Genomic DNA, 26,170 nt, shown 5'->3' with positions numbered 1-26,170 from the left:
CATTACCCCCTTGGACCCGGCAGATGATTCTGCTCTTCCGGCTTAGCTGCTCTCCCCTCAGCCTCCCCATGTTCCATGTAATGAATTAGTGGATTGATGCCCGAATCGGCCACATCAGGGTTTACTTGCAGGTACCAACTGGTGTTGAAGTGCGGGCTAGGATCGCGGCCTTCCGCTGCACCAAATTTGATGTAGTGTCGCGCAGGCTCCATTTTTTGCTGAGCCACGTCGGCATAGGTCATCTGGTACCAATTTGCATCAAATAAAGGTGAATCATTCAGTTTGCGGATATTACGCTGCAGTTTCCGTTTATTGGTAGAGGTCTTTCTCTGTGGCGTGGTCTCGGCCCGTTTAAGCAGCCTATAAAAGCGGCTAGCCTTGATGCTATTCAGCTCATTATGCAACTTAGCAATTTCACCATTAGCAACGGCTAATACAGCATCTTCATCTTTCCGCGCCGCCTCTAAGTGCTGCTGACGGTTACACGTCTGCTCAAGCTCTTCCTGTACCATATGGAGTTGCTCCAGCAGCAGATTACTCTCCTCCTGCTGAATTTTGAGTTGACCGCGAGTGGATTCAAGCTGTTCGATAACGCTAGCAGCGTCTTTTTCTTTAGCCACTAATTGCAGACCGAGCTCTGCCTTAAGTATCTGTTGGCGCTCCAACTCTTCCTGAGTAGTATGGAGCTGCTCCAGCAGTAGATTACTATCTTCCTGCTGAATTTTGAGTTGACCGCGAGTGGATTCAAGCTGTTCGATAACGCTAGCAGCGTCTTTTTCTTTAGCCACTAATTGCAGACCAAGCTCTGCCTTAAGTATCTGTTGGCGCTCCAACTCTTCCTGAGTAGTATGGAGCTGCTCCAGCAGTAGATTACTATTTTCCTGCTGAATTTTGAGTTGACCGCGAGTGGATTCAAGCTGTTCGATAACGCTAGCAGCGTCTTTTTCTTTAGCCACTAATTGCAGATCGAGCTCTGCCTTAAGTATCGATAGGCGCTCCAACTCTTCCTGGGTAGTATGGAGCTGCTCCAAAGCCTGTTTGGACTCTTCCTGCTGAGTTGCAAGTTGCTCAATATTAAAGAGTGGCTCGGCAAAAGATGACTCACCAAGTGGTAAAGTACTGGCTTCAAGCAGCCCCAAAAGTTCCTTTCCACCTTCATGCTGACGCATCAGCTGAGACGCCAATAACAGGTCGAGATCACTGATCTCAAGACTAGACTGCACCTCCTCTGGTAATACCGGCAAATGTCGAGGGCATCGTATATTCAACCAATCGCAGAGCTTTTCTATTGTTTCAGGAGCACTCAACAGCGCATCAACTTCAACAACAGTGGCACTTCGACGATTTCGTTTCAACCATGCCAGCAGTTGCTCTGCCTGAGCCTTCCATTCAGCAATAGCCTGTTGCGCTGTTTGCCCTGCTGCCATAGCTGTTGCGATGATCCGCTCGGGCCGGCGATGGAGCACTAAAACTAGCTGGTTCGATACTAGCGTATTGACGGAGTCCCAGTTTTCAATACTTTCTGCACTAAGCTCTTCACAGCCAAGACTTTCTAGTAATGTTCTAAGCGACTCCCAACCGGAATATGAAAGTGCTTTAACAGTCAGGCTCATACGAAATCAACTCCACTCGTGCTGTTAGTTATTACATTCATTATTTATCATACGCGACACATCCTGCCGTATCGAAACCGCTTTATTTTTTCTATAGCGGTGTTTTTCTCTGCAAAAAGGCATACCTGCCAATATTAAACTTTTTCAAATCAGGGGGCAGAGCGTTCAATATTCACAGCATGGGAACATAGAGATTATTCATATAATGCATCGTCTAGTTGATAACACCGAATACTTATACAAAGCTCATCGGTTACGCTAAAAAGTTTTTAGGCTTTATTATTAATCGTCACTCATACCCACTATAAAAAGAAAGGTTACTTGCGCCCATGCAAACCTGCCTACCTTGTACGAGTAGGAAGAAAGCAAAGCGAAGTGGCAACGCACCTCCCGGAGAACAACATTTTGGTCGCCATGTCACTAACAGTAACTGAAGGCGGCGTCATTTAGGCGGGTAATTTTAGTGTTCAAGTGATGCTGATAGTTTACACATAGTGTCGGAACTTCAGCGGAAAGTTACGTGTCACTCCATCCAATTTGACACGCTACCGCCCGGTCGCGCATTCCTCCGTATTGGAGAGCAACCTCTGTAGGAGCACTCGAAAGTCAGAGCGCGCGCAGAGCGCGCGGACCAAGACTCGTATTTTTCGCGTTAGCGTGGGCGCGTTCGCGTTAGTAACGAGAAATGCTAAAAATTAATCTTTATGATCTTTAACGATCAACACCAACATCTGGAGGATCAATCCAGCCAGTAATGCGACAATTGCAAAAACAACGGTATTGTAAAGTCTACGCGGCTCTACTGAATACTCTGGCAAAGTAGGACTCTGCAGCACTGATACTTGCTTAAGCTTGCGTGCCGCTTCAATGCGGGTATTTTCCAGCGCCATCAGTGCACCAGAGTAGCTTTCTTGGGCAAACTGGGTTCGGAGCTCAAGCGTTTGGTATTCAGATGAAAGTACATTCAGTGCGCCTCCTGACTGCTGAGCCATCCGAGCTCTTTCCAGACCGATTTGCTGAATCAGCGCCTTTATCTCAGCTTCTACACGCTGTACTTCCGATGAGCGCTGGCTCTGATAACTCAGCAGTGCCGTTTTCCTGGCTCTTAAATTAGCTAACTGAGCCTCAAGGCTTGCCACTACAGCGTTGATGCTTTCAACAGTGCCCGTGGGTGACACCAGGCCATTTTCGTTCTGGTATTCGATCAGCTTCTGGCGAGCCGCATCAAACTGCTCGGCCTGTTTGGCCACCTGCTTTTCCAGAAATCGAACCTGCTCTTCGGCCAGCCTTTGTCCCATCGCGTTCATGTGTCGCTCGCCTTCACTTAGCAGGAAGGTCGCCAGCGTATGAGCCATTTCTGGGTCAAAAGCTATTACTTTGACTCGTAAGACGCCGGCATAAGAATCCAATTCGACAAAGACACGCTTCAAAAAGTATTCATGTAGTTCTTCAATCGGTACATCCTCCGAAGACAGCTCCGAGAAGAAATCGATACCGCTTTGCGAATAATGGCCACGCAGGTCAAGGGCTGCATCCGCTTTGCGCAGCATATCTACCGACAACAGGTAATCGCGCAGAAGAAGCATGTCACCAGCGTCGCCCCCTGTCCCACTTAGAAGCGATTGGAAGCTTAATGTGGGGGGCGCAATCTGCGGGCTTTCGAGCACTACGTTGGCTTCAGAAACGTAGCGGTCACTGGCCCAAAGGCCCCAGTAGAACGTAACGAGAGCTATCGATAGCAGGCAGGCAAACCAATAGGGGTATTGCTTGATAAGCTGTTTAATATCCATTTTCATGCTGTTTGGGTAACCTTTTCTTTCTTACCACTACTCTGATGGTATGCCTCGATAGCATCATTGATATCATCAAACCAGATCGCCTGGCCCTGATGGAGCCATATACCCGACTGACACACGTCTTTTAAAATTCCTTCGGAGTGCGACACCATAATGATGCTGGCCTTGCCGACCCGGTCCCGAAACGCCTTGGTGGCTTTGGCTCTGAACACCCGATCGCCTACCGCTGTGGCCTCATCTGATAAATAGACATCGAAGTCGAAGGCAAGTGATAGGCCAAAATTCAGCCTGGAACGCATACCCGAGGAATAGGTTTTCACCGGTTCATCAAAGGCTTGCCCTATCTCTGCGAACTGTTCAACACGCGCTACAATAGCGTCGATGTCATTTCGGTTGCCGTGAACCCTGGCTACAAAACGGACATTCTGACGCCCGGTCATAGACCCCTGCAGGCCACCTGAAAGACCGATCGGCCAGGAAATACTGCTATTCGTGACAATTCGGCCCCGATCAGGGCTATCCATCCCACCTATCAATCGCAACAGCGTGGACTTGCCCGCACCGTTGCGACCAACCAGTCCCACACTGACATTGCTGGGAATCTCGATATTCACATCCTTGAGAACCCAGTCGCTGCCCTGGTGGTTGTGATATCGCTTATACAGGTTCTCCACCTTGATCATTGACGTTTCAACCTCAGCTCAAAGCGCACGTGTAACATCAAACCAAACGTCATCATCGCTAAGGCCCAATACCAGAGATACAGCAAAGTAGAGCCATGAAGCTCCCGATATAATGGGAAAAACGCCGCACGCAATGTCTCTAGACCGTGCACGATGGGGTTCCACATCACATAGATCAGAAGGTCATGAGGTATGAAATTCAGCGGGAAAATCACACCCGAAATGATCAGCAATGGCATAGATATGATGCGAAGTATCTTGCCAATTTCTGGAACCAGTCCGGCAAGGGCTGAAAAGAGAAGGCCAGCCCCCAATCCTAGACACCAGAGGGAAAACCATGCCCAAAGTGCAGACAACGGGTCAGCGGGGATCAGGCCAACATCCAGAAGCGCCCCTACCAGAATGAACAGGCTGAAGATAAAGGATTTGAGTAATCCTTCCAGATAGCAACGGATCAACACCGAGTCGATGGGCTTAACCTGGCGGTAAGCAAACAGCCCCTTGTTCGCATCAATCGCCCCTATTGGGCGCATCATATTTTCCCTGACTAAGAAAAAGCCAAACAAACCGATAACTATCCAAGGTATGAACTCGGCACCATCTATGTGGCGCATACGACCCAACACCACCGTGCGAATGGCCACCATAACAACAATCATTGCAATCGGTTCAAACAGCATCCAGAACCAGGCCATGCGATCGGCCATAGTGCGGGCGAGGGCCTCGCGGATAAACATGGCATGCCAAACGGAACGCGTAACCTGCCAGGGTGTGCGTGCTTTCACTACTGCTCTACTCCGTATTACGCACAGTGCGGGCATCCTAGCCCGCACTTGTGTTTACAACTCGTCTCTAGATTACAGCTAGATTACAACAGGAATATGACAACGCCCATAGGGCGCTGTCTATCACGCGTGATCAGAGATCGAAAGCAACCTTCGCTGCGATAGCGATCTGGTAAACGATCTGGCTGATACTGGTAGCCAGCTGCAGGTTCTTGGTCGGTATCACCGGCAACACCAGAATTTCGTCACCCGGTCTTAGAGTGACATCGCTGGCCTGGCGGAGTTCGCCATTCATCCGTACAACCAGGACGTTTTTATCATCCGCATTCTGGGTAAAGCCGCCGGAGCTTTCGATATAGTCACTGGCGCTCAGGCCCTGCTTATAGACCATGGACTGGGGCACCAACACCTCGCCACTGACCATAACCGAGTCACTGTATTCGGGCAGGGTGATGACATCACCATCCTGCAGGCGAATATTGCTGATCTGGTCATTATGTGAAACGACCAGGCGACCGGTCGGCTCGACTTGTGACGCCTTGGCCACGAAGTTGCTGATCAGCTCCGACTCTTTCAGACGAATCTCTGCCTCTTCTGAGGTAGCGGAAGGCGTTGAAAGGTAGTTGGTTTCCAGACGATGAAGGCTTTCTTCCAGGGCCTGACGTTGGCGTTCTGCGACGGAGACGCGGCGCAGGGAGATGCTGTGCGTATCGGTCAGCCCACGCGGAACGGCCACGGCGTCGAGCAACTCCTTGAGGCGCGCATCTTTCGGCAGCGCATAGCGGGAAGGGCCGTAAAAGCTGCCTTCAAGCTGCACCACGATCGTTTCATCGCGCTGATCCGAGCTGAACAGTACCTCGTCACCACTACGCAGCGGTTGCTGCTGCAGCTCGTCGACAGGCAGGTAAAGTGAGACAGGTCCGTCATCACGGTTGCCGCGCAACAAAACGTGGGAGACCTTAGACTTGGTACGTGCTAGGGACAGCAGAGCGCCACCGGTCATTTCGCTGGGCAGAAGCTCATAGCGATAGTCGCGTTCAACGTCCCCGGTCACAACAACAGCCGGGCCACGCTCGGAAATAACGATGGTGTCGCCATCCTGAAACTGAGGCAACGGCAACTTGCCTTCCAGCAGGAATGCATAGAGGTCAGCCGTGGCGATCACCTTGTTATCGCGCATAACGCTGATGTGTCGGTAGCTGCCCAGGCGGCTATCGATACCACCGGCCTGATCAATAAAGTACAGCAGCGAGTCTGTCGGTGTACCCGCATACCGTCCGGGGTGCTCCACGTAGCCTGTGACAAAAACGGCTACTGGCTGCACCCCTTGAAGGTTGGTGTAAACCTCAACACCTTCAGGATAAACGGACTTGATTGCCGAGGTGACCTTAGTATTCAGCTCCGCATTAGTGCTGCCCTGGACCTTAACCGGACCAATACCAGGGACAAAAATATTACCCTGAGCGTCAACCGGAAGAATGCGTTCAATCTCTACGGCGCCCCAGACTCTCAGAGTTACCTGGTCTCCCGGAACAAGGCGGTAGTCAGGATTGAGCCCATCAGCCCGAATCCCACTGAAGCCACCGCTAAACAGGTGACTTCCGAAGGGAAGTACCAACTCCTGGTCTCCATCAATCGAAGTCTGGCCGGGCCCTTTGCCATAACGAGCCGTCCGCCAGTCGGTACGCGACTGCTGCTCATCGATGGTCTGCGGTATCGGCTGAGCCTGGTCAGCCGCTGACAGGATACCGCTGTTGTCGATACTGACCGCCTGTACCTGACCAGCCAGGGCCAAGGCCCCCACTCCAGCCAGCAGCGGGCGTAACAATGCTTTGATCTGTTTCATACCCATATACCCGCTTTATTGTGCGCTGAGCAGTTCGGTAACCGGACGCACCGGTACCCACTGGTTGTTTTGCTGACAGGCGATGGCAGTCTTTGCCGCTTGAGCAGCAGGCAGCACCTGCAGGCCCAGACATTCACGCCCGGAACCGGCGTAGTACTGACGCTGGACAATCACATCGGCGTGATTTCCCCAAGGCGTCTGGTCAAAGTATGCAGAGGCCTGCTCAGCGGAGTTATTAAAAAACTGCTGAAGTTCTGGGCTCAGGTAAGTGGTGTTGTCAGCTGCTGCCTGCCACTGGGTACCGGAGGGAACAGTCGTTGATTGCGCACAACCGGCGAGAGCACCAGCACAGACCAAAGCTGTCAGGAGCCGTGATGTGCTGCTAAAGAAAGGGGTCTGCATAGCTACAGATAACTCCATTTATGCCCGCCTGCAAAGACATACCAAATCCTTTGAGGCGCGCACGTTAACATTTTCAGCCGGCACCGGCCATCAGGCCGGCCCGCCTACTGAGCTTTAAAATACGTTTCTATGCATCCTGGCCTTAACCTTAAGATCAGCGCCTTGAGGTCGGGCCTCAGGATGCTTTTTTCATCGAAAGCAGAGTTTCAAGGGTAAAGTCGATCTGCGCCTCGGTATGGTCGCTGCACACGAAGAAACGCAGCCGCGCACTCTTTTCAGGCACCGCGGGATACAGGATCGGCTGCACATTTATACCCTGTTTCAGCAGTTCCACCGATTGACGTGTCGCAACCAATGAGCTGCCACTGATAACCGGTACCACTGCACGACCGATACTCTCACCCACATCCAAACCTGCGGCTCGGGCCCGGGTTGCCAGATATTCAGAATTCCTTTGCAATGCGCTTACCCGCTCGGGCTCGGCCAGCATGATACGCAAGGACTCGATCGCCGCCGCAGCAACACTGGCTGGCATGCCAACGCTATAAAGGAAGCCCGGGGCGAAATGGCGCAGCATATCGATCAGCGGCTGACATCCAGCGATATAACCGCCGCAACCTGACAGATTCTTACTCAGGGTACCCATCCAGATATCCACACGTTTCGGATCTATACCGGCGTGCTCATGGCTACCCAGCCCCTTATCACCAAGAACGCCAAGCGCATGGGCTTCATCCACCATCAACCAACATTCGTGGGATTCTTTCAGCTCAACCAGGCTTGGCAGGTCGGGCGCATCCCCGTCCATGCTGTAGAGTCCTTCGACGACGATCAACACCCTTTCAAACTGATGACGATTTTGCTGCAAGAGTTTTTCAAGATGATTAAGGTCGTTATGACGAAACGCCATACGCCGGGCACCGGACAGCTGAGCGCCCATCAGGCTGCTGTTGTGGATGTATTCATCATGCAGGACGAGGTCACGGCTGCCCATCAGGTAACCGATAACAGACACATTGGTGGCATGACCGCTGACGAAAGCCAGGGCATCGTCGCTCTGGTAGACCTGCGCCAGCGCCTGCTCCAGCTCCCGATGGATGGGACGCTCGCCGGAGACCATACGGCTGGCGGAAACCGAAGTACCGTACTTAGCCGTCGCCTCCTGAGCAGCGTTGATGACGCGCGGATCCCCGGAGAGCCCCAGGTAGTTGTAACTGGCAAAGTTGATGCACTCGCGGCCATCGATGATAGCAGTGGCGCCGGAGCAGCCCTCGTGAACCCTGAAAAACGGGTACTCGACATCGAGCTTAACCGCGCTTTCGCGCATGATATTGAGCTGCTGCCAGCCGGGGTGCTGACAAAAATCGGTGCGCCGGTTAGGTGCCGGTGCCCCTGTCATCAAACTGCCGTTACTCGCTTTACGATCATTACGCTTGAGCTTGCGCTGAACAGATTGTTCGATCAGGCGTTGCTTCATTGATTGCGCGGCTTTCAAGTCCCCTTTACCTCATCTTCGCTAACGCCGTGCTTGGCTACTACCAGGGACTGCGTCAAATCTTCACTCTCTTCATCTTCACCGCTGATGCGCTCCAGCAACTTCACCGACAGCTTGGCAATCGTGGGCGATTCGCTGATCGCCATGGCCGGCAGTTGAACCCCGAAGCGGTCGTCGATAGCGGTGATCAGCTCAACACCCATCAGCGAGTCAAAGCCGAGATCATAGACGGACTGTTCCGGGTCAATCTGCTCTGCTGGCAACATCAGGATCTGCCCCAGACTATGCTTCAGCTCTTCCGCTATCCGGGCTAACTGCGCCTCGGGCTCCAGCTGCAGCAGCTCTGCGAGCAGATCGCCACCGCCATCACCTGAATCTCCGCCGTCATGGCTGCGGGCAATCAACTGGTAACGTGCAGCGTCTGCTTTGGGCAGGAAGCGTGTCAGCGCTGACCAGTCAAACTCCATTACACCCAAGAGTGGCTGTTCCTGCAACAGCATCTGCTCCAATACCGTCAGCGCGCGTTCAGTGGTCAGTGCGTTACCGCCCATGCGCGACTGCAGCGCCTGCTTGATCTGGCTGTTACGTGCCAGATAGCCGGCATCATCGATAGCCCCCCAACGCACACAGGTAGCCGCCAAACCTTGGGCCCGACGCAGTTGTGTTAGCGCCTCCAGTGCCAGGTTGGCAGCGACATAGTTGGCCTGACCGGGATTACCGAACAGAGTTGTCGCCGAGGAGAACATGACGAACAGTTCGAGCGACTTACCCGCGGTCAGCTCATGCAGATGCTGGGCACCAAAGGCTTTTGCCGCAAGCACCTGTTCGATCTGCTTATCGGTCATATTTTCGACCAGCGCATCGGCAAACACGGTCGCCGCATGCACAATACCGCCCAGTGCCGGCTGCTGCTGCTCAACCTGCTCAAGGGTATCTGCCAACAGCACCCAATCAGACACATCACAGGCGTAGGCCTGAACGTCGATCCCTTTATCGATCAGCTGTTCGATAACCGCCGCATCCTCACCTTCAGCCTTGCCCCGGCGACTGAGCAGCGCCAGATGACGGGCGCCCTTCTCTACCAGCCACTGGGCGGTGCGCAGGCCGAAGCCACCCAGGCCACCGGTTACCAGGAAGGTCTTGCCGGCCGACAGCCTGAGGCTTTCATGCAGCTCTTCTTTAGGCAGCACAGCCTTAGGAGGTTGTGGATAATTCACAACCACCTTGCCGATCTGTTTTGCCTGCTGCATGTAGCGGAATGCATCCACCACATGGGACGCAGAGAATGCGGTATAGGGCAGCGGATAGAGCTCACCCTGCTCAAACAGGGCCATCATCTCGCGGAACAGGGTACGCGTCAGCGCCGGCTGAACTTTCATCAGCTGGTCGGAATCGATACCGAAGTAGCTGATGTTGTTGCGGAAGGGGCGCAAACCTATGGAAGTATTCTCGTAGAAATCGCGCTTGCCCAGCTCCAGGAAACGACCAAAGGGACGCAGCACACGCAGGTTCTGGTTAATGGCTTCTCCCGCCAGGGAGTTAAGCACCACATCCACCCCCTCGCCCTGAGTATCCGCGAGGATATCTTCGGCAAAGGTAAGGCTGCGTGAATCGTAAATGGCATCGATGCCCAACAGACGGACAACGTCGCGCTTGGTATCGGACCCCACGGTGGCAAAGATCTCAGCCCCCATTAAACGACCGATCTGAATCGCGGCCAAACCAACCCCGCCGGCTGCACCATGAATCAGCAACCGTTCTCCGGGCTGGATCCGCGCCAGATGCTTGAGCGCATAGTACACGGTGAAGAACGTGGTCGGGATGGTTGCCGCCGCCTCGAAACTAATACCTTCAGGCAGGTGAGCCAGGGTTTCTTCACCCGTGACCATCCGGGTACTGAAGCTGGCAGAGCCAAACCCGACCACCGGGTCACCCGGTCGAAAATCTTTGACATCCGACCCCACCGCAGTGACCGTACCGGAAAACTCCAGCCCCATCGCCGGGCCAGAGAAGCCGTTCTCGATCGCCTCATCGGAGAGCAGCCCCAAGGCATACATCACGTCGCGGAAGTTAAGACCGGTGGCCTTGACCTCGACTTGGACCTGATCATCAACCGGCAGGTTTAGTTCACGCGGTTTCCAGCGCAGGTTACGCAGTTGCCCCGGCTGATCAAAGCCGAGAGTTAAACGCTGATTCTGTTCTTTGCTTCCACCCAGCTCATGGCTGGCGGCGTGGATCAGGCGCGGAACGTAACGCTCACCGGTAGCAGTCAGATACTGCTCATCTTCGTCCGCGGCACACTGCAGCGCCTGCTGCAAGGCAGTCAAATCTGTATCGGCAGGATTGCCCGGCAGATCAATCAACTGAAGTGGCAGACCCGTTTCGTTCATCAGAGTACGAACGAATCCCCAGACCGCCGCCTGGGTGACAACCTGCTCACTGGGCGGCAACTCATCGGGGTTTAACTGGGCTGCGCCGACACCTGCCGTCACTACCGTCAGATGCAGATCAGCATCGATCTGTTCCAGTGCCCCTACGAGGTCGCGAATCTCGGCACAACGCCGGGTAGCGCCAGCCTGAGAATTGTCAGACCCGGCTCCTGCCAACAGTACCAGCTGCAAGCTTTGTGGCTGATCAGTCTCGCCCTCGATCCGGCTTTCAAGCTCGTCGACAGAGGAAACCAGCTGCAGTGACGGCCACTGAGCGGCCAGTTGATCGGCCTGTGCCTGACCGTACTGATCGACCCAGAGCAAAGGCACTCTGAGTGAATCGAAGTCACTGCTGTCGACCTGCTGTGGCTGCGTTGCTGACAACAGGAAGGCGCTACCTGCCTGCTCGGCATCCTCCAGCAGCTGCACCCCTTCATAGCCCAGCCCCTTCAACAGGCGAGACCAGTGGTCTGTGCCCGGCTGCAGACTGCCTTCCTGCTCCAGCAGGTCTTGTTCAGCCGCCGCGAGCTGTTCCAGCCAAAGCGCCTGAGGCTGCCCCAGGAGCAGCACCTGCGCGCCAGACCTGAGTACAGTGTGCAACTGCTGCAACAGTTGGCGCACGTCGGATGGGTACATAAAGTCCAGGTGAACCAGCACCAGGTCCAGCAGCCCGAGCTCTTTCGGCAGCGAGGCTTTATCCCAGTGCAACGCATGTAGCTGCTGATCCTGCAGCTCGGCCCGGGCATCGTTAACGGCCGCGGCCGAGGCGCTGACAAAGCTCAGCTCAGCGTTACACCCCTGAATTTTTGCGGCCAGAGCTGGACTCAACACCATTTCACCGGCGGTAATTTCTGCCAGTGCCAGCCTTTGACCCGGCTTCAGGTCATCAAGCTGAGCAAACAGCGACTCGACCAGGCATCGCTGCAGCTCAGCCAGGCGCCTCGGCTCATGGCGTGAGCGATAGAGGTCACTCCACACGCGTTCGGTCACGCCTGGCAGTGGGCCGGTCTCATGCAGCCAATCGGCGAGATGTAAACCCAGGCGTCCAACGGCATGAACCGGGCCGAAAGCCTCGGGATACTCACGCAGCAGCAACTCCCATAGCTCGCTCAGTTCTACCTCGGGCGCTTCTGCAACCTGCAGCTCACCCGCGTCGTCTTCGAGCAGCATGCCCTGCTTGATCGCTGTATCAGCCCAACGTGACTGCACACTCCCCAGCTGGGCTAGCCGCACGGGTTGGGCAGTGAGGCCTGCGTTGAGTCCGGCCAGCGCCAGGGTATCCAGCAGCGGCTCGACTTCGGTGATCATGCGATCTTCGGACTGATCGGCAAAGAAACCCTGCAACCCCTGCAGCATTTCCGCCTGATCCTGCGCCGAAACAACCTTCGGCAGCGGCAGTGGCTGCAGCGGCATATCCAGCTGGGAGATCGGCAGTGAGTGATGCTTGCGCAGGGGAACAGCCTTGAATCTGACTCCTGTCAGCACCGCTACGGCCTCGCCCTGTGCATCGAAGAGCTCGACTTCAGCCAGCAAAGAGTGCGGGGAACGGCGCACCATGCGGACCTTCACCTGCGCCGGGATGATGCCAATATGAGCGCGACTGAACTGCAGCCGTTCGATCTGTACCGGTACGTAACCAAATCCACTTTGCTGCTTTTCCTGCGCCAGCAGCGGGATAAACAGCTGGAACGCCGTATCGAGAATCCCCGGATGAAGCAGCAGCCCGTCATGGCTCTGTCTGATCTGCTCGGTTGGGTCAAAGCGCCCGATGACAGAGTCACCCTCTACCCAGCCCTCGCTGACACCCTGGAATGCGGGACCATAGTCCAAACCGATTTGCGTCGCGGCAGCCAGGTGCTGGGCCCGATCAAAATCCGCCGCTCGCTCAGGCATCATCTCTGCCTGGCGGGTCAGCAGTCGGCCGGCACTGCCCTCAAACCAGCGCGCTTTGACATGCTCCTGCCACTCGCCTTCATGGGCATAGGGACGCGCCTTCACTTGCAGCTCACCACTCTCTTCATCGAGGGCGGTCTGCACAACCTTGGTGGAGCCCGGTTCCAGCAACATCGGCGCGCGAATCTCCAGCCCCTCGATATCGATCACCGGGGTGTCGGATTCGTGCTCGATCAGCTGCTGTTCCACTGCCGCCAGGGCAAGCTCCGCATAACCTGCGCCTGGGAAGACAACACCGTCGCCAACAACATGATCAGCCAGCCAGGGCTGACGCCCGGTATCCAGCTGTGCCTCCCACTGACCCGGCTGGTGCGGCAGGGCATAACCCAGCAACGGATGGCGGTAATGGCGCGACAACAACCCGATAGACTCGGCGCTATCAGGCTTCCAGTAGGACTGTTTTTGCCAGGGGTAAGCAGGCAGAGCAACCGCCTTCCCTTGCACCGGGAACCAGTGGCTCTCATCGAGCCTTGCGCCACTGAGCAGCAACTCTGCCAGTGCCCGTTCAAGCTCGACCGCCGCGTCCTGGCCACGGGAGAGGGTCGCAATCACCTGCCCCTGTTCCCCCTGCGCGCGCAGACACTCACTGAGGTAGGTACGCAAAACCGGGTGCGCACCGATTTCGACAAAGGTTTGCTGCCCCTTTGCCAGACAGCCGGATATCGCTTTTTCGAACAGAACCGGTTGGCGTATATTGCGCCACCAGTAATCCGCCCCCAGGGATGAACCTTGCAGCTCTTCGCCGGTTACGGTCGAGATAAAGGGGATTTTGCTCTCGCCGGGCTCCAGCCCTGCAAGCGCCTGTTTCAGGCCAGTTTCGATGGGATCCATGCAGGGGCTGTGGAACGCGTAGTTAAGGCTCAGGCGCTTGAAGCGGACGCCCTGCTCCCTCAACTGCGCCTCAACCAGCGTCAGCTGCTGCGGATCGCCTGCCAGTGTCGACCCTTTGGCACTGTTAACCCCGGCCACCGCGACGCGGTCACACCCGAGGGTCGCCAGCAATTCATTCAGGCTGGCCTCATCGGTCGCCACGGCTGTCATCTCGCCGCTGCCCGCGGTTTTGCCCTGGTACTGGCTGCGGATGCAGATAACGCGGGTCGCCTGTTCCAGCGTCAGTGCGCCCGATGCCCAGGCTGCCGCTACTTCACCGACACTGTGTCCGGTGACAGCTTCGGGCTCTAACCCCTGCGCTCGCAGGTAACGGGTGACAGCCACCTGCAGCGCGAACAGCGCCGGCTGCGCCAGCTCCGTCAGGGCGTAGCAGTCGTCATCCTGAGGCTGGCCCAACAGCTCCTCCACATCGCAGATATCGGAGTACTGTTTGATCAGTTGATTGATTTCGGCAACGGTCTCCCGAACCAGGCTGGACTCGGCCAGCAACTGCTGTCCCATACCGGCCCACTGACAGCCGTTACCGGAATAGACCCAGACACTGCCCTGGTCCTGCAGTTGACGACGCCCGGTGAAAACGCCCGAGCTCGCTTCATCATCATTCGCAAAACCATTCAGGGCTTCAGCGGCCTGTTCCGCAGTTTTTGCCCATACAAGCAGCGACTGCTCGTGCTGCTCGTGACGATAGCGTGCGCTCCAGCACAGGTCATAGAGATCAACCGCACTCTCGGAGCTGAGCAGATCCGCGGTGCGCTGGGCCATCTCTTTCAGCGCATCCCCGCTGCGGGCCGACAGGATCAGCGGTAGCTCACGATCAGAGTCGGCTACAGAAGAGTCGCTGACCGGCTGTTCCGATTCTGGCGGGCTTTGCAGAAGCACATGGGCGTTGGCACCGCCAAAGCCAAAGGAGTTGATACCGATCGTCAACTGGCCGGTTTTCGGCAGATCCAGCGTGTCGGTGACCGCCTCGATATTCCATTCATCGAAGCGGATATTCGGGTTGGGCTTACGCAGATTGATGGTCGCCGGCACCTGGCGGTTCTGGATCGACAGGATCGCTTTGGCAAGACCTGCCACGCCGGAAGCGGTTTCCAGGTGACCAAGGTTACTTTTGATAGAACCTATCTTAAGCGGGCGGCTACGCTGTTGACCCAGCGCCTGGCCGATCGCCCGGGTTTCGATCGGGTCACCCACCGGGGTGCCGGTACCGTGGGCTTCGAGGTAGTCGATCTGTTCCGGCTCCAGCCCCGCCTTGGCGCAGGCTTGGCGCATCAGCTCGATCTGCGCATCGGCATTGGGCACGGTGATGCCCGATTTGTAGCCATCGGTATTAACCGCCGATGCGGCAACGACCGCCAGGATCGGGTCGCCATCCGCAACGGCCTTTTCGTAATCCTTCAGCAGGAATACGCCTCCACCCTCTGAGCGCACGTAACCATTGCCATCCGCATCCCACACCTTGCAGCGGCCATCCGGCGACAACATGGTTGCCTTGGAGAAAATCATGAACCCGTTGGGGTGAAGATGGAGGCTGATACCACCCGCCAGGGCCTGGTCCGTTTCGCCGCTGCGGATCGACTGACAGGCCTGATGGAAGGCCACCATCGATGACGAACAGGCGGTGTCCATGGAGACACTGGGACCCTTGAGGTCAAACAGGTAAGAGATGCGGTTGGAGCCGATGCTGGATGCGGTACCGGTACCGGTGTTGGCATCGATGGCGCTGAAATCATCGGCGTAGAGGTAGCCGTAATCAACGGCGGCGATCCCCATGAACACGCCTGTATTACTGCCGCGCAGGCTGGAAGGCGCTATACAGGCACTCTCCATCGCCTCCCAGGACATCTCCAGCAGCAGGCGCTGCTGCGGGTCCATGTGGCTGACTTCCCGGGGGGAAAGACCAAAGAAGGCTGCGTCAAAGCCGCTCACATCACCCAGTGAGCCGGCGGCAAAGCTATAGCTGCTGCCCGGATGTTTCTTGTCCGGATGCAACCAGGCCTCTTTGCTCCAACGACTGTCATGAACTTCTGTCACCAGGTCACGTTTATCGAGCAGAGCTTTCCAAAGTGTTTCAGTGTTGTCGCAGCCTGGTAAACGCAGTGAGCAACCGATAACAGCAATTCGCTTGTCCATCTATTTGTACAGTCCCGGGATCTATCAGTTTAGCGGTGCATGGTAGCAAATTTACAATCTGCGTGTTTATACCCAGCGGCACTCTTTTACGATTTGCAGCCAGCATTTCGCGAGCTGTTCGGCAGCACAGGACGGCCCCTCCACACCAGAGCTGGCGCCGGTTTGCGGCATATTAGCGCTCGTCCATACCAGCCAGGGCGTGGTTGCTTCGGGTTCGCCAAAATGACTATACACCTCCGGCATGATCGGCACGTGATCGCCATACCAGCACAGCGAACCGCCGCGTTCAGTGCTCTGAAGCGCCTCCGTCAGGCGTGACACCATGGCGTCCGCATGCTGCAGATGGCCCAGATAAACGGTCAGATCATCCACAGGACCGGAAGGTATCTCCGTATAGACACGGGAAGCCAGCCCCGGTTCAGGTTGCTCCAGATGCAGGGGACCATGATTCTCCATGGTAATGACGAAAACAAACAGCGGCTCTCTAGTCGACGCCAGCAGTGCTTTCACTTTATCGCTGACCGCAAGATCGCCGGTGTACTGGCCACAACGGTCTGATTCATCGAAGGCTGATATATCGATAAACTCGTCAAAACCCAGCGACGCCAGCACCCGGTCGCGCTGGTAAAAGTGCCCCAGATAGGGGTGGACACAAACCGTTTTATAGCCCTGCGCCCGCAGGTGCGACGCCAGGGAGCTGACCGGTTTCTTTGCCAGCCGACGATAGGGATTGTACTGGAAGATACCCAGGGCATCGCGGGAGAGTCCGGTCAGCACAGCCGCCTCGGTGCGCACGGTATTCGCGCCCCAGGCAGGCACGGACAAGCGCCCTGCGGCGGCTGCAACCGCTGAACATTCATCCCAGTTTGCCAGCACCGAAGGCTCAACAAAGGGATAACTCGGGCGGGGGTCAAAAAAGGATTCGCTCTGCACCATGACCAGGTGCGGCATTGCGCCGTTCGACTCAAGGCTTGGCCATTCAGCGACCGGATCTGCGAATACCTTGCGACGCGCCAGCCAATACTCGGCAAGATGACTGTGCAGCAGAGAGATCAGCCCTGTCGTTTGCATATCCCTCAAGGGGTCTAACGTCAGGCGCGGCCTGATCAGCCAGGCACCTGCCGAAGCGATGAGCGATACAAACAGCGCCCCTGCGGGCAATTGCCAGGCACTCATTCCCGAACTGGAAAGCGGCTTTTCCAGCCAGAGAAACAACCCTATCGCGATCGCCGCAGCAATGATCAGCACCAGGGTTTTAACTATGCCAAAGAAAGGAATATAGAGTCTGGGATGGCGGATAGCATCGCTGAAATACTCGAAATCCTGCAGGATGAACGGCTCTCTCAACGCCGTAAACTTGGAGTAATTCACCGCAATCAGCACGGCGTGAAGCACCACGACCAGGGTCGCCGCAAAATAGGGCCGCTGGCTGATAAGACAGACCGCCGCGAACCAGGCCAGCCACCAGGCCAGACCGCTCAACCATGCATAGCTATTGGGAAGGCGCGGCCGCCCACCGGTTGGGCTGACAAGCGCGGCCATCAGCACTGATACCAGCAGGCCGGCGGATACAATTAACAGCATAGAGGTTCAGCCACCATAGCCCATAAGACGCAGAATCCGGTGCGACAGACCCGCCGGCAGCACCGCCAGCCACCAGGTACCAAAGTTCAACGGAAACGGAAAACTGACACGTCCCCGGCGTCGCGCCACGCGACTGCGGATATAGCCGGCGGCGCGATCGGCGCGCCAGAGAAACGGCTTGGGACCCGGCATGGCATCACACATGGCGGAACTCACATAGCCGGGCATCACCACCGTCACACTCACCCCGCTGCCGGACAGCCAGCCCCTCAGCCCTTCGCCGTAGGCTTTGACCGCCGCCTTGCTGGCACTGTAAGCGGGCGTCACCGGCAACCCGAACCAGGCAGCCAGGGAGCTCAGTAACACCAGCTGCCCCTGGCCCTTCACCCGCATCGCCTTGGCCATCAGGTGTGTCAGATAAAACGTGGAGCGGATATTCAGCTCCAGCAACTGTTCCGTGGCTTCCCAGCTTTCCCCGGCGTTATCCAGACCGGTATTGATATTCATGCCGGCATTGGCAAAGACCAGGTCCGGCACCTCTCCAACAACCAGTTCATCGACCCACTCACGCAGCGACTCCCGGTCACAGAGATCTATCACATAGGTTGTTACCTGAGCACCTGCTGTGCGACACCGCTCCGCTACCTGCTCCAACTGCTGCGCGTTGCGCCCCTGGAGCGACAGCAGCACACCTGGGCTCGCATACTCGAGCGCGAGGGCAGAACCGATGGCGCCAGTTGCCCCTGTTATCAGGATGTGAGCGGGCGCTTTCTGCGTCATAGCGGGCAGGCCTCCAACAAAGACTCAAAGGGTGTTTTCTCAGTGCATAGCACTTTGGCTGAGTTCTCTACCGCCAGACTGATACCGTCAAAGCAGTAGAAGCCACCGTTGATCTGCGTGGCATGCACAACCACCTTGCGAAAGGCCTCAAACAACGCTGCATCGGGCTGACCGCCGCCCTGCCAGAAATCATCCATTTCGCCCTGCCAGGTCAGGCCGGGCAGGTTGTAGATCGGGTCGCTCAGGCACAGGGTGGGGCAGTTTTTCTCCAGAGAGACCATGCCCACGGTACTGTTGACCGTTACTGTACCCGAAGCAGATTTCAACGCCTTTTCCAGGTTCCCCGTTTCGATATATTCAACCCGCCCCACCAGACCCAGGCGCTTCACAATCTGATCTATCTGCCCCGGATAATCGACCAGTCCCATATCCAGCGGATGGTTTTTGATCAGCAAACGCGAAAATACCGATGCCTTTCTGGCGAAAGATTCCAGCACATACTCGATTGCCTGCTGCATATTATCGAAGCGGGAGTGATCCCGTATCTGGGCATCGGTATTGAGCTGCAACGGCAGCAGATAAAACGGATGGTCAGCGGACTCACGACACAGGCGATCTATCACCTGAGCATCGCGTTTGCGCCAGAACGGCAGGCGCATAAAACGCGCGATATAACCGGCATACTCCACCGGTGCAGTTATCGGGGAGTGGGTCTGGTAGCGCGGGTTGAGAAAAAGATTCAGCATCCCGGCGACGTGATAGATCACATCGTAGCCGGCTCGTTTACGAAATGCCGAGCGAAAGCGGTTGGGCTTTTCCTCCGGCAGATCACGCAGGAAAGTGGCAGCCGAGCGAAACCAGTCCGGATCCCGCGGCAAGAGAGAGTGACCATTGACACCTTCACGCTCCAGCGTGACCCAGAACGGCCGGAAATAGCCCTCTTCGAATACGTGGGTACGCACGCCAAAGCGCTCTGCACTTTCTACCGCGGCACGATGCACCGGCCGTCGATCACCAAACAGGATCTGATCGGTAATACCCCATTTCTGCCAAAGCGACTCAAGGAACGCAGGTAGTTGCTCCAGAGTGCCACGATAATGGGCGTGATCGCCCCGGGGAAACCAGAACGCCAGGTCGCCGGCGTTGTAATTAACCTTATAGACCTTGTGACCGCATGCACGCAAAGCGTCGGCGAGGCGTGCAAAAAAGGGAGAAGCAACACCCTGCAACATCAAAAATGAACGAGATTCTACTGCCAACTGGTGTCAATCCTTGAGTTACATCCAAGCGAAGGAGGCTTTGCATAGCTTCCCAAAACCGGAACGCATCCTACCACGTTGACCTTTCGATATGGAGACAACAAACCGCCAGCCCCGTCGCCTGCCACATTGAGTCACTCACCGCTTTCACCTGATACCAGCGGAACTCTTGCCGGCCCGCCTTAGCACGGCTGCCACTGAACGATAAAAAGGCCCCGAAGGGCCTTTGATGGAGGGCAAAGCTGTAAACGCGCTGACGTTATTTGATGTGATCCGGTCCAAACTCCGGATAGGCGTGCATACCACACTCATGCACGTCCATACCTTCCGCTTCTTCCTGTTCGCTGACACGCAGCCCCATAACCGCTTTGATGATTAGCAGCACGATAAAGCTGGCGATAAACATCCAGGCGAAGGTGGCGGCGGTGCCGATCAACTGGCCCATGAAGGTCGCGTCCGGGTTGCTGATAAGTACCGCGAAGATGCCCCAGATACCGGCGGAACCGTGCACGGAGATCGCACCGACCGGATCATCGAGTTTCAGCTTGTCGAGCAGCAGTACAGAGAACACCACCACCACGCCACCGCCGGCGCCGATGAGGCTCGCCACACCAGCGGACGGCAGCAGCGGTTCGGCAGTGATCGCCACCAGACCGGCCAGAGCACCGTTGATGGTCATGGTCAGGTCGGTCTTACCGAACAGGAAGCGCGCCACCAGTGCGGCAACCACCATACCGGCGGCAGCCGCCGCGTTGGTGTTGACGAAGATTTTGGCGACCGCATTAGCCTCATCCACGTTGGCGATCTTGAGCTCAGAACCGCCGTTGAAGCCGAACCAGCCCATCCACAGGATGAACATACCCAGGGTTGCCATCGGCAGGTTTGCACCCGGGATGGCACGTACCTCGCCATTCGGTCCGAAGCGACCTTTGCGCGGGCCGACCAGAATTACCGCCGCCAGAGCCGCTGCAGCACCGGCCATGTGGACAACCACAGAGCCTGCAAAGTCCTGGAAACCGAGCTGATCGAGGAAACCGCCGCCCCACTTCCAGTAGCCTTCTACCGGGTAGATCACAGCGACCATCACGACGGCAAAGATCAGGAACGGCCAAAGCTTCATCCGCTCAGCCACGGCGCCGGATACGATCGACATGGTGGCAGCAGCGAATACCGCCTGGAAGATAAAGTCAGCCATGGCAGAGTAGTAAGGCGCGCCGTCACCGCCGGCGACCACGTCCTCAACGCTGTTATCGGCACCCAGCAGGAAGTCGATCCCCGGGATGACAGAGCTCACCGGGTTAGCCGGGTACATGATGTTGTAGCCGACGACGAGATAGACGATACAGGCGATGCCATAGAGCAGCGCGTTCTTGTTCAATATCTCGACTGTGTTTTTCGCGCGCACCAGACCGGATTCCAGCATGGCGAAACCAGCCGCCATCCACATCACCAGCGCAGTGCACATTAAGAAGTAAAAGGTATCGAGGGCGTACCCAAGTTCGAGCACCATATTTTCCATAGGTCGGTCTCCGCAGTGCATTCACGTGTTCCGGCCTACACCAGAACCCGCCATACTATTACCCAAAGGATATTTAATTTCTTAATACGAATAAGCAACCATCGGACCAACTTGCTCCAATCCTCTGTATTACTTGCAATAAGTGCTAACGCCTGTGGAAAAAGAGAGACAAACCCAGCCAAAAAGGTGCACCGCACGAGGCACGACATCCAGAACAGTGCACAATCCAACCAGGAGCCGCGCTTCGACCCGCACTCTTTCAGTGCCAGGCTTGTTCACAACTTGAGCTGACGCATCGATTTTCGTGCTAGCTGCCACTTACTCTAGGTTGCGGCCGGCAAATGCTTTACCAACGCCACGGGCTGCGGCATATTGTGCCGCCTTGCCCACAGTTAATAAGCACAACAGCTTTCTGTGAAGCGATGCCCAAAAAGATCGAAAAGGACGCCCCGATGCTGAAAAGACGCACCCTGCTGGCAGCCGCAGCCTCCTGCCTGCTGCTCAGCCCCTTTGCCCAGGCCGAGTACAAGGCTGAATACACCGTATCCACCGTGCTCCCCGCCGCCTTCCCCTGGGGACAGGCCGCTGAGAAGTGGGTCGAGCTGGTGAACGAGCGCTCCGAAGGGCGCATCAACATGAAGATCTACAGCAGCGCTCAGCTGGTCTCCGGCGATCAGACCAAGGAGTTCTCCGCCATGCGCTCAGGTCTGATCGATATGGCCGTCGGCTCCACCATCAACTGGTCGCCCCAGGTTCCGGAGCTGAACCTGTTCTCACTGCCATTCCTGATGCCGGACCACCAGGCGATCGACGCGATCACCCAGGGCGAAACCGGCGAGAAAATCTTCCAGGCGATCGAAAAGCGCGGCGTCACTCCGCTGGCCTGGGGTGAGAACGGCTTCCGCGAGCTGTCCAACTCCAAACTGGCGATCAGCAACCCGGAAGATCTGAAGGGTCTTAAGATCCGCGTCGTCGGGTCACCGCTGTTCCAGGACACCTTTTCCACCCTGGGCGCCAACCCGACCCAGATGAGCTGGGCCGATGCCAAGCCGGCACTGACCACCGGCGCCGTGGACGGCCAGGAAAACCCGCTGTCTGTTTTTGACGTGGCACGTATCGACCAGGTAGGCCAGAAATACCTGACCCGCTGGCACTACATGGCTGACCCGCTGGTCTTCGCTGTCAGCACCCGTGTATGGCGCACCTTCTCACCGGACGACCAGGCACTGCTGAAACAGGCCGCCATCGATGCCGGTCAGTGGGAGATTGAAAAGTCCCGCAGCGAACTGGACGCCACCCTGGCGAAAATCCAGGAGCGCGGCGTCGAGGTGATCGATCTGACACCGGAGCAGCACGCAGCCTTTGTTGAAGCGACCAAGCCGGTTTACGACACCTGGGCTCCGAAGATCGGTGAAGATCTGGTCAAAGAAGCTAAGGAAGCGGTGGCCAACCGCAACAACTGATCAGGCTATTGAAAAGCTACCTGCGTTGCCGGTAGCGGCGTTAAAAACAGGCTCAAAATGCTCATTTAGTTTACTAAACTCCGCTTTTTCGCCTGTTTTTGCCTTGCTCCGGCTGCCTCGATAACGCTTTTCAAAAGCCTGAGGGCACTTTTTATAAACTGATCCTGCCCGCCCGTTACCACGCGGCGGGCTTTTTCCTTTCTGGAGTTTACATGTCATCCAGACCGCCCAAGGCCCGGCCGGAACGTTTCCTGGCTGCGCTGGCACTGACTGTTATTTGCCTTATCAGCCTCGGTAACGTAGTCGTGCGCTACGCCACCGATGCCTCCTTTGCCTTTACCGAGGAGTTCTCCGTCTTCCTGCTGGTGATCGTGACCTTTGCCGGTGCCGCCGCGGCTGCTCGGGATAACCAGCACATCCGCATCGAGCTGATCGAGCACCACCTGCCCCGCCCGCTGCTGCCTGTGGTTTATCTGCTGCAGTGGGCCGCCGGCATCGCTGTGCTCGGTGCCGCCACCTGGTACGGCTCCACCTTCGCGCTGGAGGAGTACCAGTGGGAATCACTCTCGCCGGGGCTGGGCCTGCCCAACTGGATCTACGTGATCTGGCTGCCGATCCTGTCGGCGGCAATCATCATCCGCATGACCCAGAACCTGATCGATCGCCTCACCGGCAAAGCTGATAGCGGAGAGCAGCATGAGTCCTGATATTCTGATGATTGGCGGCTTTCTGCTCGCCCTGATCCTCGGTGCGCCAGTAGCTATTTCACTGGGTATCGGCGGCATGGTCGGAATCCTTGCCGGCCTGTCGCCGGATATGCTCGCCACCCTGGGCACCAACACCTATAACAGCGTGGCCAAATACCCGCTGATCGCCATCCCGCTGTTCATCCTCACCGGCCTGATTTTCGAATACGCCGGCGTCGCCGCCAGCCTGGTGCGCTTTGCCCAGGCACTGATCGGGCCACGCCACGGCGGGCTTGCCGTGGTTGTTGTACTGGTCTGCCTGATCATGGGTGGCATGAGCGGCTCGGGGCCCGCCGATGCAGCCGCCGTCGCCATGGTAATGCTGCCGAGCATGAAGCGCGCCGGTTATCCACAGCCGTTCTCAGCCTCGCTGATCGCCGCCTCATCCTCTACGGCGATCCTGATCCCGCCGTCGATTGCACTGATCCTCTACTCCATCGTGGTTCCCGGTGTGGACCTGCGCGCCCTGTTCGCGGCCGGACTGATTCCCGGTGTACTGGCCGGCCTGTCACTGCTGCTGCCGGCCTGGCTGCTGGCCCGCCGCTACGGCTGGGAAGACCCGGACACCACCGAACGCCCGCCCCTGGGTGAGAGTTTCCGTAAAGCCCTGCCGGCACTGTTCGCACCGGTGATTATTCTCGGCGGTCTGCGCTCCGGCCTGTTCACACCGACGGAAGCCGCCGTGGTCGCGGTGGCTTACGGTGTCATCGTCGGTACGCTGATCTACCGCAAACTGACGCTGAAAGACCTCTGGCGCCTGATGGGCGAAGCGGGCATCACCTCCGGTATCGTCATGTTCATCATCGCCCTGGCAGGGATCTTCGCCTGGGCCGGGACGACACTGGGTACCTTCCGTCACTTGGCCGAGGCGATGCTGTCCCTGTCTGAAAACGGCTGGGTGCTGCTGGGGCTGGTGATGCTGCTGGTACTGCTGGCGGGCATGCTGCTGGACGCGATCTCGATCTACCTGATCCTGATCCCGATCCTGCTGCCGCTGATGCAGCACTTCGGCTGGAACCCGGTCTGGTTCGGTATCCTGCTGGCGATGAACATCGCCATCGGCCAGTTTACACCGCCGGTGGCGGTGAACCTGATGGTGACCACAAGAATCGCCAATATCCGGCTGGAACAGACCTTGGGCTGGACCATGATCTTTGTCCTGTCGATGGCGGTGAGCCTGCTGCTGGTGATGCTGGTACCGGGACTTGCACTCTGGCTGCCTGAGAAACTCGGCTACGTAGTCGGCGCCTGGTAGGCCAGACCGTTCAAACGAAAGCCCTGCCAACGGCTCAAACAAAAACGGCCAGTCCCCAAAAGGACTGGCCGTTTTTGTTTTCAAGCCTGATCAGGCGGAAGCGACTCAGCACTCCCACCCGATACAGCGATCACTCGCTCAACAGCTTGAGGATAGAATCCACACTGTCCTTCGCGTCACCGAACAACATGCGGGTGTTGTCCTTGTAGAACAGCGGGTTATCCACACCGGCGTAACCGGTGCTCATGCCACGCTTGAGGACGATGGTGGCCTTGCCTTTCCAGGGTTCCAGCACCGGCATGCCGGCGATCGGGCTGTCCGGAACTTCCTGGGCGGCCGGGTTGACGATATCGTTGGCGCCGATCACCACGGAGACGTCCACATCCGGGAAGTCTTCGTTGATCTCGTCCATTTCATAGACGATATCGTAAGGCACCTTGGCCTCGGCCAGCAGTACGTTCATGTGGCCCGGCATACGACCCGCTACCGGGTGGATACCGAAGCGTACATTGACGCCCTTGTCGCGCAGCTTCTTGCTGATCTCGAACACGGTGTGCTGAGCCTGGGCCACGGCCATGCCGTAACCGGGCAGGATCATCACTTCCTTGGCGTTCACCAGCATATCGGCGGCTTCGTCCGCTTCAATCGGCTTGATGTCCTCTTCGCTGCCGGCCGCACCCGCAGAGGCGGAACCGCCACTGCTCTTGTTGCCGAAACCACCAAGGATAACGTTGAGGAACTTGCGGTTCATCGCCTTGCACATGATGTAGCTGAGGATCGCACCGCTCGAGCCCACCAGCGCGCCGACCACGATCAGCAGGTCGTTGCCGAGCATGAAGCCCATGGCAGCTGCCGCCCAGCCGGAGTAGCTGTTGAGCATGGAGACGACCACCGGCATATCGGCACCGCCGATCGCCACAACCATATGCACACCAAAAATCAGTGCAATGATGGTCATTGCCACCAGCCAGATGGCGCCGCCATCCGGGGACGCAGCCACGTACTCAACACCAAACCAGATCGCCAGCACACCGAGCCCGAGGTTGAACAGGTGACGCCCCGGCAGCTGCAGCGGTTTGCCGCTGATCTTGGCGGCAAGCTTCAGATACGCACAGACCGAACCGGAGAAGGTCAGTGCACCGATCAGAATACCGATATAGGTTTCTGATGCGTGAATCGCCTGCTCAACACTGTTCAGGCTAACGCCATGATCCAGGGCGTTGGCCCAGCCGACGAATACCGCAGCAAGACCTACCAGGCTGTGCAGAATCGCCACCAGTTCCGGCATCTGGGTCATCTCGACCCGCTTGGCCAGGATCCAGCCGATAATGCCGCCGACGACGATACCGCCAATCAGGAACACCTGATTCTCGGTGACCATTCCGACGATAGTTACCAGGACCGCAAGGCCCATGCCGAGCATGCCGTAGAAGTTGCCGCGACGTGCACTCTCTTGGTGGCTCAAGCCGCCAAGCGCCATGATAAACAGGGCGCTGGAGGCGATGTATGCAACTGTGATGATGCCTGAGTTCATTGTC

The 26,170-nt window shown here is 57.0% G+C and carries 16 protein-coding genes; 3 read left to right on the top strand and 13 right to left on the bottom strand.

The features are described 5' to 3' along the window. Positions 1-2: 2 nt before the first annotated feature. The 12 genes from ACQUQP_RS05990 to amt form a co-directional block, all read right to left on the bottom strand. Complete coding sequence (locus ACQUQP_RS05990) at positions 3-1,613, bottom strand: hypothetical protein (protein WP_432697893.1); 1,611 nt, start codon at positions 1,611-1,613, stop codon at positions 3-5. Positions 1,614-2,308: 695 nt separating this feature from the next. Next, positions 2,309-3,409, bottom strand: coding sequence for a chain-length determining protein (locus ACQUQP_RS05985; RefSeq protein WP_432697892.1), 1,101 nt, complete (start codon positions 3,407-3,409; stop codon positions 2,309-2,311). Beyond that, a complete protein-coding gene (locus tag ACQUQP_RS05980; protein WP_432697891.1) occupies positions 3,406-4,092 on the bottom strand; it encodes an ABC transporter ATP-binding protein in 687 nt (228 codons plus the stop codon). Before ACQUQP_RS05980 ends, ACQUQP_RS05985 begins: the two co-directional genes overlap by 4 nt. Continuing rightward, entirely contained in the window at positions 4,089-4,877 is a 789-nt protein-coding gene (locus ACQUQP_RS05975; protein WP_432697890.1) for an ABC transporter permease, read from the bottom strand. Before ACQUQP_RS05975 ends, ACQUQP_RS05980 begins: the two co-directional genes overlap by 4 nt. Before the next feature lie 133 nt (positions 4,878-5,010). Further along, positions 5,011-6,723 (bottom strand): polysaccharide biosynthesis/export family protein, encoded by a 1,713-nt coding sequence (locus ACQUQP_RS05970; protein WP_432697889.1) that lies wholly within the window; start codon positions 6,721-6,723, stop codon positions 5,011-5,013. Between the two features lie 15 nt (positions 6,724-6,738). Beyond that, a complete protein-coding gene (locus tag ACQUQP_RS05965) occupies positions 6,739-7,125 on the bottom strand; it encodes a DVU3141 family protein (protein WP_432697888.1) in 387 nt (128 codons plus the stop codon). Between the two features lie 175 nt (positions 7,126-7,300). Then, entirely contained in the window at positions 7,301-8,620 is a 1,320-nt protein-coding gene (locus ACQUQP_RS05960) for an aminotransferase class I/II-fold pyridoxal phosphate-dependent enzyme (protein WP_432697887.1), read from the bottom strand. Further along, positions 8,617-16,026, bottom strand: coding sequence for an SDR family NAD(P)-dependent oxidoreductase (locus ACQUQP_RS05955; RefSeq protein WP_432697886.1), 7,410 nt, complete (start codon positions 16,024-16,026; stop codon positions 8,617-8,619). Before ACQUQP_RS05955 ends, ACQUQP_RS05960 begins: the two co-directional genes overlap by 4 nt. Before the next feature lie 66 nt (positions 16,027-16,092). Then, the gene (locus ACQUQP_RS05950) at positions 16,093-17,610 is read right to left on the bottom strand and encodes an LTA synthase family protein (protein WP_432697885.1); all 1,518 of its coding nucleotides are present in this window, start codon (positions 17,608-17,610) and stop codon (positions 16,093-16,095) included. Between the two features lie 6 nt (positions 17,611-17,616). Beyond that, positions 17,617-18,390 (bottom strand): SDR family NAD(P)-dependent oxidoreductase, encoded by a 774-nt coding sequence (locus ACQUQP_RS05945; RefSeq protein WP_432697884.1) that lies wholly within the window; start codon positions 18,388-18,390, stop codon positions 17,617-17,619. Then, complete coding sequence (locus tag ACQUQP_RS05940) at positions 18,387-19,649, bottom strand: capsule biosynthesis protein (RefSeq protein WP_432697883.1); 1,263 nt, start codon at positions 19,647-19,649, stop codon at positions 18,387-18,389. Before ACQUQP_RS05940 ends, ACQUQP_RS05945 begins: the two co-directional genes overlap by 4 nt. Before the next feature lie 259 nt (positions 19,650-19,908). After that, positions 19,909-21,168, bottom strand: coding sequence for an ammonium transporter (gene amt / locus ACQUQP_RS05935; protein WP_432697882.1), 1,260 nt, complete (start codon positions 21,166-21,168; stop codon positions 19,909-19,911). Between the two features lie 452 nt (positions 21,169-21,620). Here amt and ACQUQP_RS05930 point away from each other — a divergent pair, with 452 nt between their 5' ends. From ACQUQP_RS05930 to ACQUQP_RS05920, 3 genes are all read left to right on the top strand, one after another. Continuing rightward, the gene (locus tag ACQUQP_RS05930; protein ID WP_432697881.1) at positions 21,621-22,631 is read left to right on the top strand and encodes a DctP family TRAP transporter solute-binding subunit; all 1,011 of its coding nucleotides are present in this window, start codon (positions 21,621-21,623) and stop codon (positions 22,629-22,631) included. Between the two features lie 212 nt (positions 22,632-22,843). Further along, a complete protein-coding gene (locus tag ACQUQP_RS05925) occupies positions 22,844-23,338 on the top strand; it encodes a TRAP transporter small permease (protein ID WP_432697880.1) in 495 nt (164 codons plus the stop codon). Continuing rightward, the gene (locus ACQUQP_RS05920; RefSeq protein ID WP_432697879.1) at positions 23,328-24,632 is read left to right on the top strand and encodes a TRAP transporter large permease; all 1,305 of its coding nucleotides are present in this window, start codon (positions 23,328-23,330) and stop codon (positions 24,630-24,632) included. Before ACQUQP_RS05925 ends, ACQUQP_RS05920 begins: the two co-directional genes overlap by 11 nt. Positions 24,633-24,762: 130 nt before the next feature. Here ACQUQP_RS05920 and ACQUQP_RS05915 read toward each other — a convergent pair whose 3' ends face one another. Further along, positions 24,763-26,166, bottom strand: a complete 1,404-nt coding sequence (locus tag ACQUQP_RS05915) for an NAD(P)(+) transhydrogenase (Re/Si-specific) subunit beta (protein WP_432697878.1) — start codon at positions 26,164-26,166, stop codon at positions 24,763-24,765. Positions 26,167-26,170 lie beyond the last annotated feature (4 nt).

Origin of the sequence: Marinobacterium sp. YM272, assembly GCF_050908845.1 — a bacterium.
Lineage (GTDB): Bacteria > Pseudomonadota > Gammaproteobacteria > Pseudomonadales > Balneatricaceae > Marinobacterium_D.
This window is presented reverse-complemented; position numbering and strand designations above follow the sequence as displayed.